Here is a 15,202-nt window from a genome sequence, read left to right as displayed (position 1 = left end):
CGGTCGCTTGCGGTCGCTGCAATTTCGCGCGGCGCCGACCGTGGCGATGAGTTACGTTAGGTCCAGCCGCGAAATTCCGTCAATAGTTCGATGCAGCAGTTTTCTAAATCTTAAGCTGCGAAATTTAACCTCCGAGCTGTTTACTTTTAACACCTTTCCAGTGATACTGATCGGTTGACCAGAGGCTGGTATCTCTTCGTGTGGCGTCAGTATTCCGCATTCCCGCAGGTGGGAACGGGTTCGGTGGTTGCGCCCCCATGGTAGGGCGGTCCGCACCGACGTGGATCCTGTCACACTGTCGATCGGCGGCTCCGACCGCCCGTCGGTCGGAGATGGCAGAAACGGGGCGCTGAGGTTAATTGCGCGAAACGCATGTGAATTCCAGTCGCACGCGCTACGGGATTGCCAGGACACTTTTACTTGATGGAAACACGGCGGCGGCGATAGAAATGCTGAATAGTAGCCGGACGTACCTGCTGGGTGGTTTCTCTGCGCGTGGCCCGCTGCGGCCCTCAGGATAGAGTTCGGCCGTGTTCGCGCCACCTTCCCCTATATATATCGAGTCCGCCATGCTTGCCGATGCAGCTTTCGGCACCTGCCCCGGGTATGCCGCTGCTGAGTTGCCGGGCGCCGTGCGGCCGCTCGATAGCTGGTATCGAGCGGTGATTCTCGGTGGTCAGGGTCGCTACGCCGCCGCACGCGCGGAGTTGCGTTCGCTACCTGCCAGCACCACTGATCCGGTGTTGCTGTCGTTGGCCGCGAGTACCGAGGGTTCGTTGCTACGCCAGCTCGGCTGGCACGCCCGCGCCGCGGCCTTCGACGGTCGCGCGGCCGCGCTGATCCTGCCGTCCCGATCCAGGGATCACGACGAGCTCGGGCCGGGGCGCGTCGACGCGGTGTGCGATGCGCTGACCGGTCTCGCCGCCGACGCGCTCGGCACCGGCCGCCTCGCGCTGGCCACCCGGCTGCTCCGGCGCAGTCATGACGAGCTGACCCGTGCGGGGTCATCGGCGGGCTGGCGAGCGCTGATCCGCTGGCATTGGGTCTGTGCGGAGACTGCGCTCGCTTCCGGAGCCGCCGATACCGCGACACCGCATGCCGCGACGGCCCTCGCGCTGGCCGAGGACGGACCCTCCGTCCGGCACCGCGTGAAGTCCCGGCTCTTGGTCGCCGCGACCGCCGCCGCATCCGGTGACAGCGAACGCGCGCGCGTGCTCGCCGACGAGGTCGCCGAACAGTGTCGCGAGCACGACTTGCTGCCATTGCGTTGGGCCAGTTCGATGTTGCGCGCCGGGGTGTCCGTCGGGGGACGCGCGGTCGAGGCCGAAGCCGAAGCGCGACGGTGCGCCGAGACCATCGGCCGTCGTGGCGGGCACTTTCGTCCCATGAGTGATTCCCGAGTCTGATCAAGAGGCGACCGTGTTGCCCGTATCCGCGGGTTGTATCGCTATTGTTAGATCCGTTCCGCCCCTTCGGCGGAAGCACTGGTCATCACCGACGGTGCCACTTGTAACGCCAGGAAATTCTCTGACGATGACGAACACGGGCGAAGAGTTGGACCTCGCCGTCGCTGCCGCTGCGCAGGGCGACAGATCCGCTTTAGCTCAGGTACTCGAAATGGTCCGCCCGTTGGTGGTGCGCTATTGCCGCGCGCGGATCGGCGCCGCGGAGCGTGGACAGCTCTCTGCGGACGACGTTGCGCAGGAGGTATGTCTGGCCGTGATGACAGCTTTGCCCCGGTATCAAGACCAGGGCAGGCCCTTCATGGCTTTCGTATACGGAATCGCTTCGCACAAGGTCGCAGACGCACACCGCAACGCCGCCCGTAACAAGGCGGAGGCGATGGCCGAAGTACCAGATGTCATATCCACCGACCAAGGCCCGGAACAGCGAGCACTGGAATCCGAAACGAGCAGGCAGATGAACGGCCTGCTCGCAACGCTTCCGGAGAAGCACCGCGAGATTCTGATCCTGCGTTTGGTCATGGGTTTGTCAGCAGAAGAAACCGCAGTCGCCGTGGGCAGTACGGCGGGTGCGATACGCGTCGCTCAACACCGGGCGCTCGCGAAACTGAAGTCACAAGTGGCGAGGGCAGGTGAAATGTATGGCTAGGGATGGCGAGCGCGGTCGGGGCGACTGGAAGGCGCGACGTGGATCGCGAAACAGCGGTCCCTACGCCGGGAGCGGTGACACCGGACCGGTGGACATCGCGGCGGTGCGCCGAGACGATGCGCTGATCGATGCCATCGCTAGTAACGGGCCGGTGCAGACCGACAGCGCGGAGGAGTATCAGCTCGCAACGCTGCTGGCGGACTGGCGAGCGGAGCTGATTTCGCCGCCGCTACCGCTCGACCCGGACCTCGATGAGATCGTTGCCGCGGTCAACCAGGAGATCGGTGCCCGGCAGGTTCGTATCAGTGCGCAGTCCGGTGGGCGACTACGGCTTGTTCGTCCGATCCTCGGGACGGCGGCCGCGCTGGCGCTGGTCATCGGTGGTCTTTCGGCGTTCTCCTATGGTGCCGCGCCGGGTGATCCGCTGTGGCGGGTCAAGGAGGTCGTGTTCAGCGAACAGGCGCAGACCACCGTGGTGCAGCGTGCCGACAGCGATCTCGCGACCGCGAAAGTGGCGTTCGATCAAGGCAATCTGGATCAGGCCAGGGCAAAGCTGGAGGGCGCCAAGGCGAATGCGGAGCTGATCGACGATCCGGTCAAGCGGGACAAGCGGATCAGTGAATTCGATGCGTTGCTTGCGGAGTTGAGCAAGGTGGCCCCGGAAATCGCGAGGTCGCTCGGGCCGAGCACGTCGACGACGAAGCCGAGTTCGGTGACCGATGGCAGCACCATCACCGCGCCGACCACCAAGCCGTCCAGCGATGGTGGGTCGACCTCCGCGGTAGTGCCGCCGGTCGATACAAAGGTGCCGACGACGATGGAGCCGACGGTGTCGGACAAGCCGACAGTGCCGACGACGCCGCCGCAGGTGAGCACCACCGAACAGCCACCCATAGGGCAGACTCAGGTTCACACGACACCGGCATCACCGCCGACTACCGGGGGAACCCAGCCGCCCGCGGGCCAGCCGACCGCGGACACCGGCGCACCTGGACAACCGCCGACCCATTCGCAGCCGCCGACCGGTGGTGGCACCACCTTCGTGATTCCCACGGGTTTGCCGTCTCTGCCCGGGTTGCCCGGATCGGGACCGGCCATGTAATCGGAGTCGGCACTCCACCAAGCGCTTTGGCTCTAGAAGGGCGCTGAACCCGCAGCAGCGCTGGGGCGTACGAACATTCGGACGCTCCAGCGTGCGTGTGCGTCGACATCCGAATTACCGTGCATGAACCGATCGCCGACCGGCGGTCGGCTCTTGTCTGTCAGCTATTTCACATCGCGCCCGCGCGTCACCGCGCCTGGTACTCGGCGCGCGATATCAGCTGTCGAACCCGTCGAACCCATCGCCGTGAAAGGCCTCGTTCATCGAGGCGTCGGCGTATCCCCGGCAGTAATCCCAGGTGACATACGCCTCCGGCATCGGGTCGTAGGCGGGCTCATGCGGGCGCACCGTGCCGTCGACCAGCAGTTGAAGCAGGTTGGCGCGCAGCATGTCCCAGTCGTGGTAGTGGTCTTGTCTGCAGTCTTCGCAGCTGACCACCAGTCCTCGGATGCCACGGTGCGCTAGTAGTGCCTCGTACACTGCAAGGTCGGCGAGATCCTCCTCGACCGCAAGGCGCTCGTGGGGATCCAGCGGTTCGCCGGGCTCGATTGCGTCGAGCGCGGCGGACGGGTCGGAGGGGTCTCCGGCGAACGGATCCGGCGGCAAGCCAGGTGGTAGATGGTCACGCACACCCCCACGGTACGCAGAACAGGGTGCTCTTCGCCAGCTATGTGGCGCGCCAGTTTCGGTGGTGGGCTCAGTTCATAGGTGTGTTTGCGGGACAGATACCATGGGGTGCAGGCCCCGGCCAGCACCCGACATCGCTGGCGGAGCCGCCACCATCCATTCCATCCAGTCCACGACGCCGGTCTCCGGCGTTCGTTGCTTTCGACGTCCAGGAGGGGTCGATCCGAATGAGTAATCCCGTATCGGGCGAACGAATCGCGGTCCGCCCTCCTACGGGTGGTGACGATCCGAACAAGATCGCCATGCTCGGCCTCACGTTCGACGATGTGCTGTTGCTACCGGCCGCTTCGGATCTCATCCCCAGCTCGGTGGAGACCTCCAGCCAGCTGACCCGCGAGATCCGGCTGCGCACTCCGCTGTGCAGTTCCGCGATGGATACCGTGACCGAGGCACGGATGGCCATCTCCATGGCGCGCGCCGGTGGTATGGGTGTGTTGCACCGCAACCTGGCCGCCGCCGATCAGGCCGCGCAAGTCGAGACGGTCAAGCGGTCCGAGGCGGGTATGGTCACCGATCCGGTGACCTGTCGCCCCTCCGATACCCTGGCCGAGGTCGACGCCATGTGTGCGCGCTTCCGTATCTCGGGCCTGCCGGTGGTCGACGAGACCGGCGCGCTTGTGGGCATTATCACCAACCGCGATATGCGCTTCGAGGTGGATCAGAACCGCCGAGTCGCCGAAGTGATGACCAAGGCGCCGCTGATCACCGCGCAGGAGGGCGTCACCGCCGAGGCCGCACTCGGCCTGCTGCGCCGCCACAAGATCGAGAAGCTGCCGATCGTCGACGGCAACGGCCGCCTGCGCGGACTCATCACCGTCAAGGACTTCGTCAAGACCGATCAGTATCCGAACGCCACCAAGGATCGCGACGGTCGTCTGCTCGTCGGCGCCGCGATCGGCGTCGGTGAGGACTCCTGGTCGCGTGCCATGACTTTGGCAGACGCCGGGGTGGACGTGCTCATCGTCGATACCGCACACGGCCACCAAGCCGGTGTGCTGCAGATGGTGACCAAGGTGAGGGCCGAGGTCGGCGATCGCATCCAGATCGTCGGCGGCAACGTGGCCACCCGGGCCGGCGCGCTCGCGCTGGTCGAGGCGGGCGCGGACGCGGTGAAGGTCGGTGTCGGTCCCGGCTCCATCTGCACCACCCGCGTCGTCGCCGGTGTCGGCGCGCCGCAGATCACCGCGATCCTCGAGGCCGTCGCCGCGTGCAAGCCGCACGGCGTTCCGGTGATCGCCGACGGTGGCATCCAGTTCTCCGGTGATATCGCCAAGGCCATCGCGGCGGGCGCGTCCACCGTGATGCTCGGCTCGCTGCTGGCCGGTACCGCCGAATCGCCGGGTGAGCTGATCCTGGTGGGCGGCAAGCAGTTCAAGAGCTACCGCGGCATGGGCTCGCTCGCCGCGATGCAGGGACGCGGCCAGGCCAAGTCCTATTCCAAGGACCGCTACTTCCAGGACGACGTGCTCGCCGAGGACAAGCTGGTGCCCGAGGGTATCGAGGGTCGGGTGCCGTTCCGCGGACCGGTCAACCAGGTGATCCACCAGCTCGTCGGCGGGCTGCGGGCGGCCATGGGCTATACCGGGTCGCAGTCCATCGCGGATCTGCAGCAGGCACAGTTCGTGCAGATCACGGCGGCGGGACTCAAGGAGAGTCACCCGCACGACATCACGATGACCGTCGAGGCGCCCAACTACACTGGTCGCGGCTAGCCTGCTCGACGGGTTGTGTACTGGGCGCAATGGTCCGTGCATGATTGACCGTGTTCGCGGTCGTTGAGGTACACAGCCAACGGCCTCGCGAGGCGAAGGGGGCAGGATCACGAGTCCTGACCGGCCGCCCCGGACGTAGTCGCCTGTTCGCGATCGACGGCTCGATATGCGACCACGACGGAGCGAGTCTTACGAGATGACCCGTTCGCGGCCCGTCGTGCGCCCGAGTCGTCGAAGCGCATGCGCCGCGGGCGCGAGTCTCGACGGCTCTTCCGGGGGCCGCGAACACGCAGTGCCGCAGGCGCTGCAGATCCAACAGAGCCGCGAACACGCCGCGCCGGAGGCGCGGCCAATACTAAGGAGCACGCGTGCGCGACATGGTCGAGATCGGTATGGGCCGGACCGCCCGGCGTACCTATGAACTGGATGATGTCGATATCGTCCCGTCGCGGCGGACCCGTTCGTCGAAGCAGGTATCGCTGGCGTGGCAACTGGACGCCTACCGGTTCGAGATCCCGTTCCTGGCGCACCCCACCGACGCGCTGGTCTCACCGGAGTTCGCCATCGAACTCGGCAGGCTCGGCGGACTCGGTGTCATCAACGGTGAGGGGCTGTGGGCCAGGCACGCCGATGTCGCCGCGAAGGTCGATCAGCTGCTCGAGTTGGTCGCCAAGGGTGGCTATGAGCGTGCCGTCGGATTGTTGCAGGAGCTACATGCCGCGCCGATGCAGCCGGATCTGCTGGCCGCCGCGGTCGCACAGGTGCGGGCCGCCGGCGTGACGGTGGCGGTGCGGGTCAGCCCGCAGAACGCACGCGCGCTGACCCCCGCGCTGGTGCAGGCCGGTATCGACCTGCTCGTGGTGCACGGCACCATCATTTCCGCCGAGCATGTCGGCGACGGTGAGCCGTTGAACCTCAAGACCTTCATCGCCGAACTCGACGTGCCGGTGGTCGCCGGTGGCGTCAGCGATCACAAGACCGCACTGCATCTGATGCGCACCGGCGCCGCTGGCGTCATCGTCGGCTACGGCTCCTACCCGGGTGCGACCACCACCGGCGAGGTGCTCGGCATCGGGGTCCCGATGGCGACCGCGATCGCCGATGCCGCCGCCGCGCGCCGCGACTACCTGGACGAGACCGGCGGACGCTATGTGCACGTGATCGCCGACGGTGATATCGCGACCTCGGGCCACCTGGCCAAGGCCATCGCCTGTGGCGCCGATGCGGCCATGCTCGGTGTGCCGCTGGCGCTGGCCGCCGAGGCGCCGGGGCGCGGCTGGTTCTGGCCGTCCTCGGCCGCGCATCCATCGGTACCGCGCGGTTCGCTGCTGCATGTGGAGGATCCGTGGGATCTGGGCGGCGAGCTGTCCGGCGATATCGGCGAAACCGTGCGCCCGAGTCTGGAACGGGTCCTCTTCGGTCCTTCCGACGATCCGTTCGGCTCACTGAATCTCGTTGGCGGCCTCCGCCGTTCAATGGCCAAGGCAGGCTACTCCGACCTCAAAGAATTCCAGCGGGTCGGCCTGAGCGTTCGCGCGTAACCAAACGCCGACGGTAGTCGAATGGTGGCTCTCAGAGCCGAATGCGACCACCTTTCGACTTCCCTCGCCGCTGAGGCGGGGTGGGGGCGGTGCGGGCGCGGAGGAATTGCTGGATGGCGTGGTTGACGGGTTCGGGGTGGGTCATGGTGACGGCGAGGCGCGCGCCGGCGATTTCGACGAAGGTCGATGCGGTGAGGCCGGTGGCCAACTGCTGGGCGCGCTCGCGGGTGATACCGCTGTCGGTGGCGTGAATCACCAAGGCGGGGCAGGTGATTTCGGATAAGCGGTCCAGCAGCGAGTCGCGGCCGAGCAGGCAGCCCGCGGCGACCTCGATGCCGCGGCGGTCGCGGACCAGCCAGCGCTTGGTCCAGATCGACCGGTACCACTCGTCATCGCCGATCAGCCAGTACGCGAGTTGTTCGACGGCCTCCTGCCGGGAGCCGTTGTCGTACCACTCGTCCAGGAATTTCTGGGTGGCGGTGGACTGTTCGGGCGTCGGACCGTGCGCCTCGGTGCTGATCAAGATCAGCGCAGAAACTCGCTCGGGTGCGATGAGTGCGGTGCGCAGCGCGGTGAACCCCCCTTGCGCGGTGCCGCCGACCACCGCGCGTTCGGCGCCGAGATGGTCCAGCACGGTGAGGGCGTCGCGGGCGGCGGTCCAATAGGTGAACGGTAGCCCCTCGTCCCTGGTGCGGCCGTGTCCGCGCGCATCCCAGGACACGATGCGGAATTCCGGTGCGAGCGCGGCCATTTGGGATGCGAACATCGTTCGGTCCATGAAGAATTCGTGTGCGAGCAAGACCACCGGGCCGTCGCCGCCACTGTCCTCGTAGTGGATGTTGGCGTCTATCGCGCGGGCGAAGGGCACGGCATGAGGATAACCAGCGGCGCGTGGGTGCGCGGGACGATTCAGCCTCGCACCTGTTCGCCTGGCTGGCGCTCGGCTCCGAGTCGAGGATGCCGCGCTGTGCCGATGGTTCGCGCGCTGACCTCTGCGCCTGGCTGGTGCTCGGCTCCGTCGTCGGGGAACCCCGGCTGTACCGATGGTCAGCTCGCTGCGCTGCCTCACTAAACTGGGTGGGTGGCAGAAACTCAGAGACCGGTCCTCGTCGTCGACTTCGGCGCACAGTACGCCCAGCTGATCGCGCGGCGGGTCCGTGAATCGAGTGTGTTCTCGGAGGTGATCCCGCATACCACCACGGTGGAGGAGATCGCCGAGAAGCAGCCACAAGCGGTGATTCTGTCCGGCGGACCGGCCAGCGTGTACGCAGAGGGCGCGCCGCAATTGGACGCTCGGCTTTTCGATCTGGGTATTCCGGTATTCGGCATCTGCTACGGATTCCAGGCCATGGCACAGGCGCTCGGCGGCACCGTCGCGCACACCGGCACCCGCGAATACGGCCGCACCGACCTCAATATCGACGGCGGTGTGCTGCACGGTGGCCTGCCGACCAAACAGCCGGTGTGGATGAGCCACGGCGACGCGGTCACCGACGCGCCCGAGGGCTTCGAGGTCACCGGCACCAGTGCGGGTGCTCCGGTCGCCGCATTCGAGGATCGGGCCCGTAAGTTCGCCGGTGTGCAGTACCACCCGGAGGTGTTGCACTCGCCGCACGGCCAGCAGGTGCTCAGCCGCTTCCTGCACGAACTCGCCGGGATCCCGGCCACTTGGACCCCGGCCAATATTGCCGATTCGCTGATCGCTTCGGTGCGCGAGCAGATCGGTGACGGTCATGCGATCTGCGGGCTGTCGGGCGGTGTGGACAGTGCGGTCGCCGCCGCACTGGTGCAGCGTGCCATCGGTGACCGGTTGACGTGTGTGTTCGTTGATCACGGCCTGTTGCGCGCTGGTGAGCGCGAGCAGGTGCAGCAGGACTTCGTCGCCGCGACCGGCGCCAAGCTGGTGACCGTCGACGCGGTGGACAAGTTCCTCGGTGAGCTGAAGGGCGTCACCGATCCGGAGGAGAAGCGCAAGATCATCGGGCGGGAGTTCATCCGGTCGTTCGAGGATGCGGTCTCCGAGGTCGTCGCCGCCGACGGTGCGGTATCGGATTCCGGCCCGGCCGTCGAATTCCTGGTCCAGGGCACCTTGTACCCGGACGTCGTCGAGTCCGGCGGCGGATCGGGCACCGCGAATATCAAGAGCCACCACAATGTCGGCGGTCTGCCCGACGATCTGGAGTTCGAACTCGTCGAGCCGCTGCGGCTGCTGTTCAAGGACGAGGTGCGCGCGGTCGGCCGCGAACTCGGGCTGCCCGAGGAAATCGTTGGCCGCCAGCCGTTCCCGGGCCCCGGCCTGGCCATCCGCATTGTCGGCGAGGTGACCGCGGACCGGCTGGACACGCTGCGGCAAGCCGATGCCATCGCGCGCGAGGAGTTGACTGCCGCCGGCCTGGACCGCCAGATCTGGCAGTGCCCGGTGGTGCTGCTCGCGGACGTTCGCAGCGTCGGTGTGCAGGGCGACGGTCGCACCTACGGTCACCCGATCGTGTTGCGCCCGGTCTCCAGCGAGGACGCCATGACCGCGGACTGGACTCGCCTGCCCTACGACGTGCTCGAGCGGATCTCCACCCGCATCACCAATGAGGTGGCGGAAGTCAACCGGGTGGTCCTGGACGTGACGAGCAAGCCGCCGGGCACCATCGAATGGGAGTGACCCGCGATCGGGACTGATCGAGGCGATTTCGGGAGTACCGTCACCCGAATAGACCAGTTTCCAGGGGGTCCGGATGGCAGCGAAGAAGCCGCTCTGCACAGTCAACGCGGTTGTCGAGGCCCCGTGCGGGGTCGTGGCCGCGCTGCTCACCACGGTGAGCGCGGGTCCGGTCGGCCCGGATAACGCCTTCTTCCTCGCCACCGGGCCGGATCCAGCGATGCAGCTGCGCGGCGGCCCGAACGAATTCCGGGCCGCGCTCGCGGGTTCTCCCAACGGGATCCGCGTCGAGGTGGATCGGGCGCAAGCGATGCTCGCGGTGGAGGGGCAGTGGTGGTTTCGCGCCGAATGCCGAGTGTTGCCGCATCCGAAGGGATCTCGGGTGACCCAGCAGGTGTTCAACGTCGCCACCAGTCGGCGGTGGATGGTGCCGATGATCGCGCGCGGTGTCGAGGGGAAACAGCGGATGAGTATGCAGCGGTTGCTGGAGCGGATCAGCGAACATCTCGGCTGTTCAGCCTTTTTGGAGTAGCGCCGAGGGCGGTGCTGTCCGGCAGTGCTATTCGGTGTGGTCGGTTCCGGTCGGTGCTGCTCGGTTCGTTGCACCGCCGAGGACGAGGTGCCCGAGTAACAAGCCACCGCCGAGGTAGCTCCGACTCGGTGTCAATGGCATGAACCGCCCCAACGGAATTCCCAGGTGATCGGTAGGTTCGTCGTCGATGTCGAACTGTTCCATGGGCATTGGCGTTCTCCTCTGCCGGAAAGAAAATGGCCCGTCGGAGGCGGGCCATTTTTGTCGGTTCATTCGGTTGTCGATCAATGTGGTTTGCGTGGGGAGATGACCAGCAGGATGCCGACCACGATGGCTGCGATCACGACGACCCAGCCGAGCGAGACCACGCCGGTGGCGGTCATGGTGGCCGGGCCGATGAAGGCCCAGATGCTGACACCGAGGGCGAGCAGGCCGACGATCAGTAACGAGGCGGACGGTCCGCGCTTGGTCGGGTTGTTATCGGTTGGGTCAGCCACGGTGCACCTCCGCATTGCCGGTTCGGACATGGACTTTCAGGTCGAGCACCGGTGTGCCGGGAGTGTTCGGGCCGGTGATCCCGGTGGGGCAGTGGACATCTCCCAGATTGACGGTGCAGTCGGTGCGCACCGTCATGTCCGCGGGGAGCAGGATCTCGGCGTCACCGAGCTGAACCGCGACCTCGACGGCGCGGTTCTCGCTCAGCTTCAGCGACCGCAGGTCCAATACACCTGTCCCTATGGTCAACTCGTACTTCGGCGCCAGATCGGTCATCGCGGTCGGCGTCCAAGTGCGATCGCCGACGGTCGTGCTGTCGAATTCGATCGGGCCGATCATCGAGGCCAGCACCACGAATCCGGCGAGTGGCGCGGTGAGGACCAGCAGGCCGTAGCCGCGGCGCAGGAACGCACCGAGCACCAGACCGAGACCGATTACCGCCAAGGCGACCGCGCCGATGCGGCCGGGTGTCATCCAGTCCATACCCGATGCGGCCATCGCGCCCGCACCCGCGGCGGCCAGGATGGCCAGGCCGAGCACCACCGGGGTGAGCCGGGAGCGGGGACGCTTGGGCGGGGGTACGACGATGGTGCGGGTCGGGGTGGGTTCGGGGAGGTCCCAGGCGAGTGGGGCGACGCCGAGCGGGTCCCAGGAGGGTGGGGTTGTCCCGGTCGGTGTCGGCCGCGCGAGAGCCGAGACCGGGGTCCCGGACGTGCTTGTGCCGGAGGCAGATTCGGTTTGCGACGAGCTGCCGCCGATGTTCGTGGCGGTGTTGCTCGCGCCGGGCGTGGTGGCTTTATCAAGAGGCTGTGTACTGGCTCCGGCCACGTCGGACGTCGTGCTCGCGCCGGTCGAGTGTGCGGCCGCGGTTCCTATCGGTGTTGTGCCGTTGTCGAGCGCGGTGGTCGCTACATCGCCCTGGGGAAGCACCGCGGTTTCTCCGTCGCCCTTGTCCAGCAGCACCGTGTCGGCGCCTTCTTTGCCTAGGAGAACCGTCTCGGCATCAGCTGGCGTAGCGTCCGCATCGACCGGCGTGCTGCCCTTTTCGATGAGTTCGGTTTCGGCGTCGTGCGATAAGACCGTGTCCGGATCCGCCTGCTGCGCCGGGGCACTCGCAGGCGGTGCCCCCTGGGCCGGAGCGTCCGGGACATATGTGTCCGGCAACGTCGTGTACGGGGTGTACATGCTGGTCGGCGGGACATCGGGGGAGTAGAAATCACCGGGGCCCGTGCGCTGCGGGAATACGGCCCCGGGATAGCCGGTCGCGGGATAACTCGTCGCGGTGAGACCTTCATCGAAGCCCCCGAGCGCGCTGGTACCGGGCGGTGGCTGCGGATTGCGCATATGCAGCATCCACCAACCGGCCAGCATCAGCGCCATGCTGATCAGGCCCGAGCCCGCCAGTCCGACGCCGACCGGCCCCATGGTGGTCACCGCGATGGCGAGTGCCACGATCAAAACGATGGTTTTGGTCTGCGACTGCGAGCTGTGCCCCTTGCCGACCAGCGACTCGGCCGCGGACGACTGATCACCCGCCTCGCTCAGCAGCAGCCAGGCGAGCAGATACAACACGATGCCCGCACCGCCGAAGATCGTCGACACCACCAAGGCGACCCGGATGAGCACCGGATCGATGCTGTACCGCTGCCCGAATCCGGCCGCGACGCCTGCGATCGGACCTTGCCGCGGCAACCGGACGGGCCGCGTCTGCCACATCTGGTGAAGCTGATCGCCGAAGCTCGTTTTCGTCATGGTTTCCATGGTGGTGCTGACCAGCGCTTCGGCGCATCGGGGGGAACCCTGAAACTATGGCTGATACTTTTGGACCAATCGGTCTCTTGTTCATTAGCCGCAGGGCGGACGGTAGGGAAGTTGGGGCAGGTAGCGCTGCCACAGCTCGGGAGTCATGAGGGTGGCGGTGGCATGACAGATGCGTTGGTGCGGCTGTCGGGGTGCATGATCGGTCGAACATCAGCGACGAGCGCTCCGGCGGGGATGTACCCACCTGGACCGGGCGGTCCGGTTTCGAGATATCCCACAGCGCCAGCCTGGTGCGCAGGGCAGGTAGCTGCGGTGTTCGAGGAGCGCCGACAATTTGGCCGGTTCGGGGTGCTTGCACGGGTCGAGCGGCGACGCGATCGTCGATCGCATCGCCGCTCGAGTCTTGGTGGGTTACAGGAAGATTCGATCTCCTGTCACCGCGTCGGCGGCGGTGACCTGGGGCGAGACAGCCGTGAGGGTTATGTAGGACTGGATGGTGAGTGGGCCGCCGCAGTTCTTCACCAGTAGGTGGTAGTCGTGGCTGACCAGATAGCCGGTCCCGCCTGGAACCAGTTCCTTCGTGCCCACTTCGATCGGCTTGATCTCACCGGGTGCGATCGACATATCGAGCCTGACTCCGGCGTAGATCTTCGGGCCGATGCTGGCATCGAAGTTCGGTGACATCGAGTCTGCGCTGCCGCTGACACCGATGCTGAACCCGGCGTCGAAGCCGATCCCGGCCTGGATGCCGATCGTGAGATCGAGATCGACCGCACAGGCGACGAGGTAGCCCACCTTCATGGTCCCCGTCGCATTCGTGGGGACCGTGCCGTAGAAGGTGTTGTCCAGGAATACCTCTCGGTTGGTCGGCATGCCGTTGAGCGGCGGTACCGGGCGGAATTGCTCGTCCATGTGACCGACGGTCATCTCGAATCCCGCTGGGCCCGAATAGTTCTTCTCGTGTGGCGCCATCCCCTGGGCGTTGGCGAATGGTGCACCCGCCAAGGCCATTCCGACCAAGGTGGCGGCGGTGACCAGTACCGACTTGATATTCATGGTTCCTCCCCGAACCTGTGCTCCGCCCCGCGGAGCGAGTGCCGCCGTCTCCGGCCGCAGTGTTGAGTGGGACGTTTCGCCCCGAAAGAAACGTATGGCGCAGCGCTGTGCGTTGCCTAAGCCATTGATCGGTCGACGAGCGGAAAAGTGCTGGTAGCCATGCCTGGCGGCAGTTATCCGGTCCGGCGGTGCCCAGGTCGGCGGCGGATCCGTCGGTTGTCCGCTCCGGGCGACGCAAGACGCCGGAGATCGATATAAGAACGGCAGGTCAGCGTGGCTTTCTTGTCCGGACCGGACAGAAATCGGCGGCCTGCGCATGATCACCACGTCTGAGAAGACCGTAGCATTCTGCCGATATCGGACAACCGGGAGAAACAGTGTCACGCACCAGGTTCGTCGTCAGCGCTTGCGTCGCTACGGCATTGGCGGGTACCGCCTTCACCAGCACTCCGGCATCCGCTGATGTGCTCCCCAACCTGACTGGCCCCGCGGTTCCCGCGATCGCCGACCTCAACGACGACGGCTACACCGACGTCGTATTCAGCGATTTCGTGCTCGGGTTCGGAGTCTCGGTTTTCTTGGGAAGGCCCGGCGGCGGCTTCGAGCCCGCCGTCCGCTACGCCACCGGCGGTCAGGCGGACTACGTCGCCATCGCGGACTTCGACCACGACGGCAAACTCGATATGGCCGTTACCAACTTCACCTCGAGCGACGTCTCCATACTGATGGGCAACGGCGACGGCACCTTCGCCAACGCCGTCGACTACGCGACGGACCTGGCCCCCGGGGCGGTGGTCGTCGGCGACTTCGACCACGACGGCAACCCCGACCTGGCCACCTCCAACCAGGCACCGTCATGGTCGGTGCTCCTGGGCAAGGGCGATGGCACTTTCTCCGCGGCACACACCCTTTCCAGCAACCTGGGCGTCGGCTCCGGATCCGCCGATGTCGCGGACTTCGACGGGGATGGCAACCTCGACCTGCTGCGAGGCAACTACGTCAACAGCACCATCCAGATCTACCGCGGCCACGGTGACGGCACCTTCGCCGCCCCGACCACGTTCAGCGAGGGTGCCTTGACCGCCTGGTACGGCATGACGCGCGATATCAACGCCGACGGCAAGCCCGACATCCTGTTCTCCAACCTTGTCGCGGGCACCGTGTCCACGCTGTTCAACAACGGTGACGGCACCTTCGGCGCGCCCACGGCATATCAAACCGGCGGTTTGCTCCCGCAGTGTTTCGACCTCGCCGATATCAACGGCGACGGCATGCTCGACATGGTGGTTGCCAACGGCGGCACCTCCAGCATCAGCGTGCTGCTCGGGACCGGCAACGGGACCTTCGGTTCGCCGCACACATACCCCTCCGGCGGGCTCGTCCCCTTGTCCACCCCGATTCTCGCCGACTTCAACGGCGACGGAAAGATCGACACGGTCATCGGCAACACCGGCTCGGGGAACATCACCCTGCGCTATGGCAACGGTGACGGCACCTTCGGCCCCGCTATCGACTACTCGGCCTGATCGACCGCCACGGGCTCCGGCGGGC

At 66.3% G+C, this 15,202-nt stretch carries 14 protein-coding genes; 8 read left to right on the top strand and 6 right to left on the bottom strand.

The window, feature by feature from the left end; all coding sequences use genetic code 11:
- Nucleotides 1-530: 530 nt before the first annotated feature.
- The 3 genes from ACQP1G_RS41130 (at nucleotide 531) to ACQP1G_RS41120 (ending at nucleotide 3,214) form a co-directional block, all read left to right on the top strand.
- A complete protein-coding gene (locus ACQP1G_RS41130; RefSeq protein ID WP_433195362.1) occupies nucleotides 531-1,406 on the top strand; it encodes a hypothetical protein in 876 nt (291 codons plus the stop codon).
- A gap of 127 nt (nucleotides 1,407-1,533) precedes the next feature.
- Nucleotides 1,534-2,112: a sigma-70 family RNA polymerase sigma factor gene (locus ACQP1G_RS41125; RefSeq protein WP_433195360.1), complete on the top strand. Its 579-nt coding sequence runs from the start codon at nucleotides 1,534-1,536 to the stop codon at nucleotides 2,110-2,112.
- Nucleotides 2,105-3,214 (top strand): anti-sigma-D factor RsdA, encoded by a 1,110-nt coding sequence (locus ACQP1G_RS41120; protein WP_433195358.1) that lies wholly within the window; start codon nucleotides 2,105-2,107, stop codon nucleotides 3,212-3,214. Before ACQP1G_RS41125 ends, ACQP1G_RS41120 begins: the two co-directional genes overlap by 8 nt.
- Nucleotides 3,215-3,430: 216 nt before the next feature.
- Here the strand turns inward: ACQP1G_RS41120 and ACQP1G_RS41115 are convergent, their stop codons facing one another.
- On the bottom strand, nucleotides 3,431-3,844 hold the full coding sequence (locus ACQP1G_RS41115; RefSeq protein ID WP_040686729.1) for a DUF5319 domain-containing protein: 414 nt from the start codon (nucleotides 3,842-3,844) through the stop codon (nucleotides 3,431-3,433).
- Nucleotides 3,845-4,068: 224 nt separating this feature from the next.
- Here ACQP1G_RS41115 and guaB point away from each other — a divergent pair, with 224 nt between their 5' ends.
- Together guaB and ACQP1G_RS41105 are read left to right on the top strand one after the other, a co-directional pair.
- On the top strand, nucleotides 4,069-5,613 hold the full coding sequence (gene guaB / locus ACQP1G_RS41110; protein WP_433195356.1) for an IMP dehydrogenase: 1,545 nt from the start codon (nucleotides 4,069-4,071) through the stop codon (nucleotides 5,611-5,613).
- A 368-nt stretch (nucleotides 5,614-5,981) separates the two neighbouring features.
- Nucleotides 5,982-7,154, top strand: a complete 1,173-nt coding sequence (locus tag ACQP1G_RS41105) for a GuaB3 family IMP dehydrogenase-related protein (protein WP_433195354.1) — start codon at nucleotides 5,982-5,984, stop codon at nucleotides 7,152-7,154.
- A 31-nt stretch (nucleotides 7,155-7,185) separates the two neighbouring features.
- On the opposite strand, the gene ACQP1G_RS41100 is transcribed toward ACQP1G_RS41105, so the two are convergent.
- A complete protein-coding gene (locus tag ACQP1G_RS41100; RefSeq protein WP_433195352.1) occupies nucleotides 7,186-8,022 on the bottom strand; it encodes an alpha/beta fold hydrolase in 837 nt (278 codons plus the stop codon).
- 213 nt (nucleotides 8,023-8,235) lie between these two features.
- On the opposite strand from ACQP1G_RS41100, the gene guaA reads away from it, so the two are divergent.
- Together guaA and ACQP1G_RS41090 are read left to right on the top strand one after the other, a co-directional pair.
- On the top strand, nucleotides 8,236-9,810 hold the full coding sequence (guaA, locus tag ACQP1G_RS41095; RefSeq protein ID WP_433195350.1) for a glutamine-hydrolyzing GMP synthase: 1,575 nt from the start codon (nucleotides 8,236-8,238) through the stop codon (nucleotides 9,808-9,810).
- A 73-nt stretch (nucleotides 9,811-9,883) separates the two neighbouring features.
- Nucleotides 9,884-10,339 carry a hypothetical protein gene (locus ACQP1G_RS41090; protein ID WP_433195348.1) on the top strand — a complete coding sequence of 152 codons (456 nt, stop codon included), beginning with the start codon at nucleotides 9,884-9,886 and terminating at the stop codon, nucleotides 10,337-10,339.
- A gap of 27 nt (nucleotides 10,340-10,366) precedes the next feature.
- Here the strand turns inward: ACQP1G_RS41090 and ACQP1G_RS41085 are convergent, their stop codons facing one another.
- From ACQP1G_RS41085 to ACQP1G_RS41070, 4 genes are all read right to left on the bottom strand, one after another.
- On the bottom strand, nucleotides 10,367-10,549 hold the full coding sequence (locus ACQP1G_RS41085; protein WP_433195346.1) for a hypothetical protein: 183 nt from the start codon (nucleotides 10,547-10,549) through the stop codon (nucleotides 10,367-10,369).
- 74 nt (nucleotides 10,550-10,623) lie between these two features.
- On the bottom strand, nucleotides 10,624-10,836 hold the full coding sequence (locus tag ACQP1G_RS41080) for a hypothetical protein (protein WP_433195344.1): 213 nt from the start codon (nucleotides 10,834-10,836) through the stop codon (nucleotides 10,624-10,626).
- A complete protein-coding gene (locus ACQP1G_RS41075) occupies nucleotides 10,829-12,586 on the bottom strand; it encodes a PspC domain-containing protein (RefSeq protein WP_433195342.1) in 1,758 nt (585 codons plus the stop codon). Before ACQP1G_RS41075 ends, ACQP1G_RS41080 begins: the two co-directional genes overlap by 8 nt.
- 420 nt (nucleotides 12,587-13,006) lie before the next feature.
- Nucleotides 13,007-13,651, bottom strand: a complete 645-nt coding sequence (locus tag ACQP1G_RS41070; RefSeq protein ID WP_433195340.1) for an MspA family porin — start codon at nucleotides 13,649-13,651, stop codon at nucleotides 13,007-13,009.
- A 377-nt stretch (nucleotides 13,652-14,028) separates the two neighbouring features.
- Here ACQP1G_RS41070 and ACQP1G_RS41065 point away from each other — a divergent pair, with 377 nt between their 5' ends.
- Nucleotides 14,029-15,177: an FG-GAP repeat domain-containing protein gene (locus ACQP1G_RS41065; protein ID WP_433195338.1), complete on the top strand. Its 1,149-nt coding sequence runs from the start codon at nucleotides 14,029-14,031 to the stop codon at nucleotides 15,175-15,177.
- The last annotated feature ends 25 nt before the right edge of the window (nucleotides 15,178-15,202 follow it).

The sequence above is a fragment of the Nocardia sp. CA-107356 genome (genome assembly GCF_050946365.1).
GTDB lineage: Bacteria > Actinomycetota > Actinomycetes > Mycobacteriales > Mycobacteriaceae > Nocardia.
Note: the sequence above shows the minus strand (reverse complement) of the source record. Positions and strands in the feature narration are given on the sequence as shown.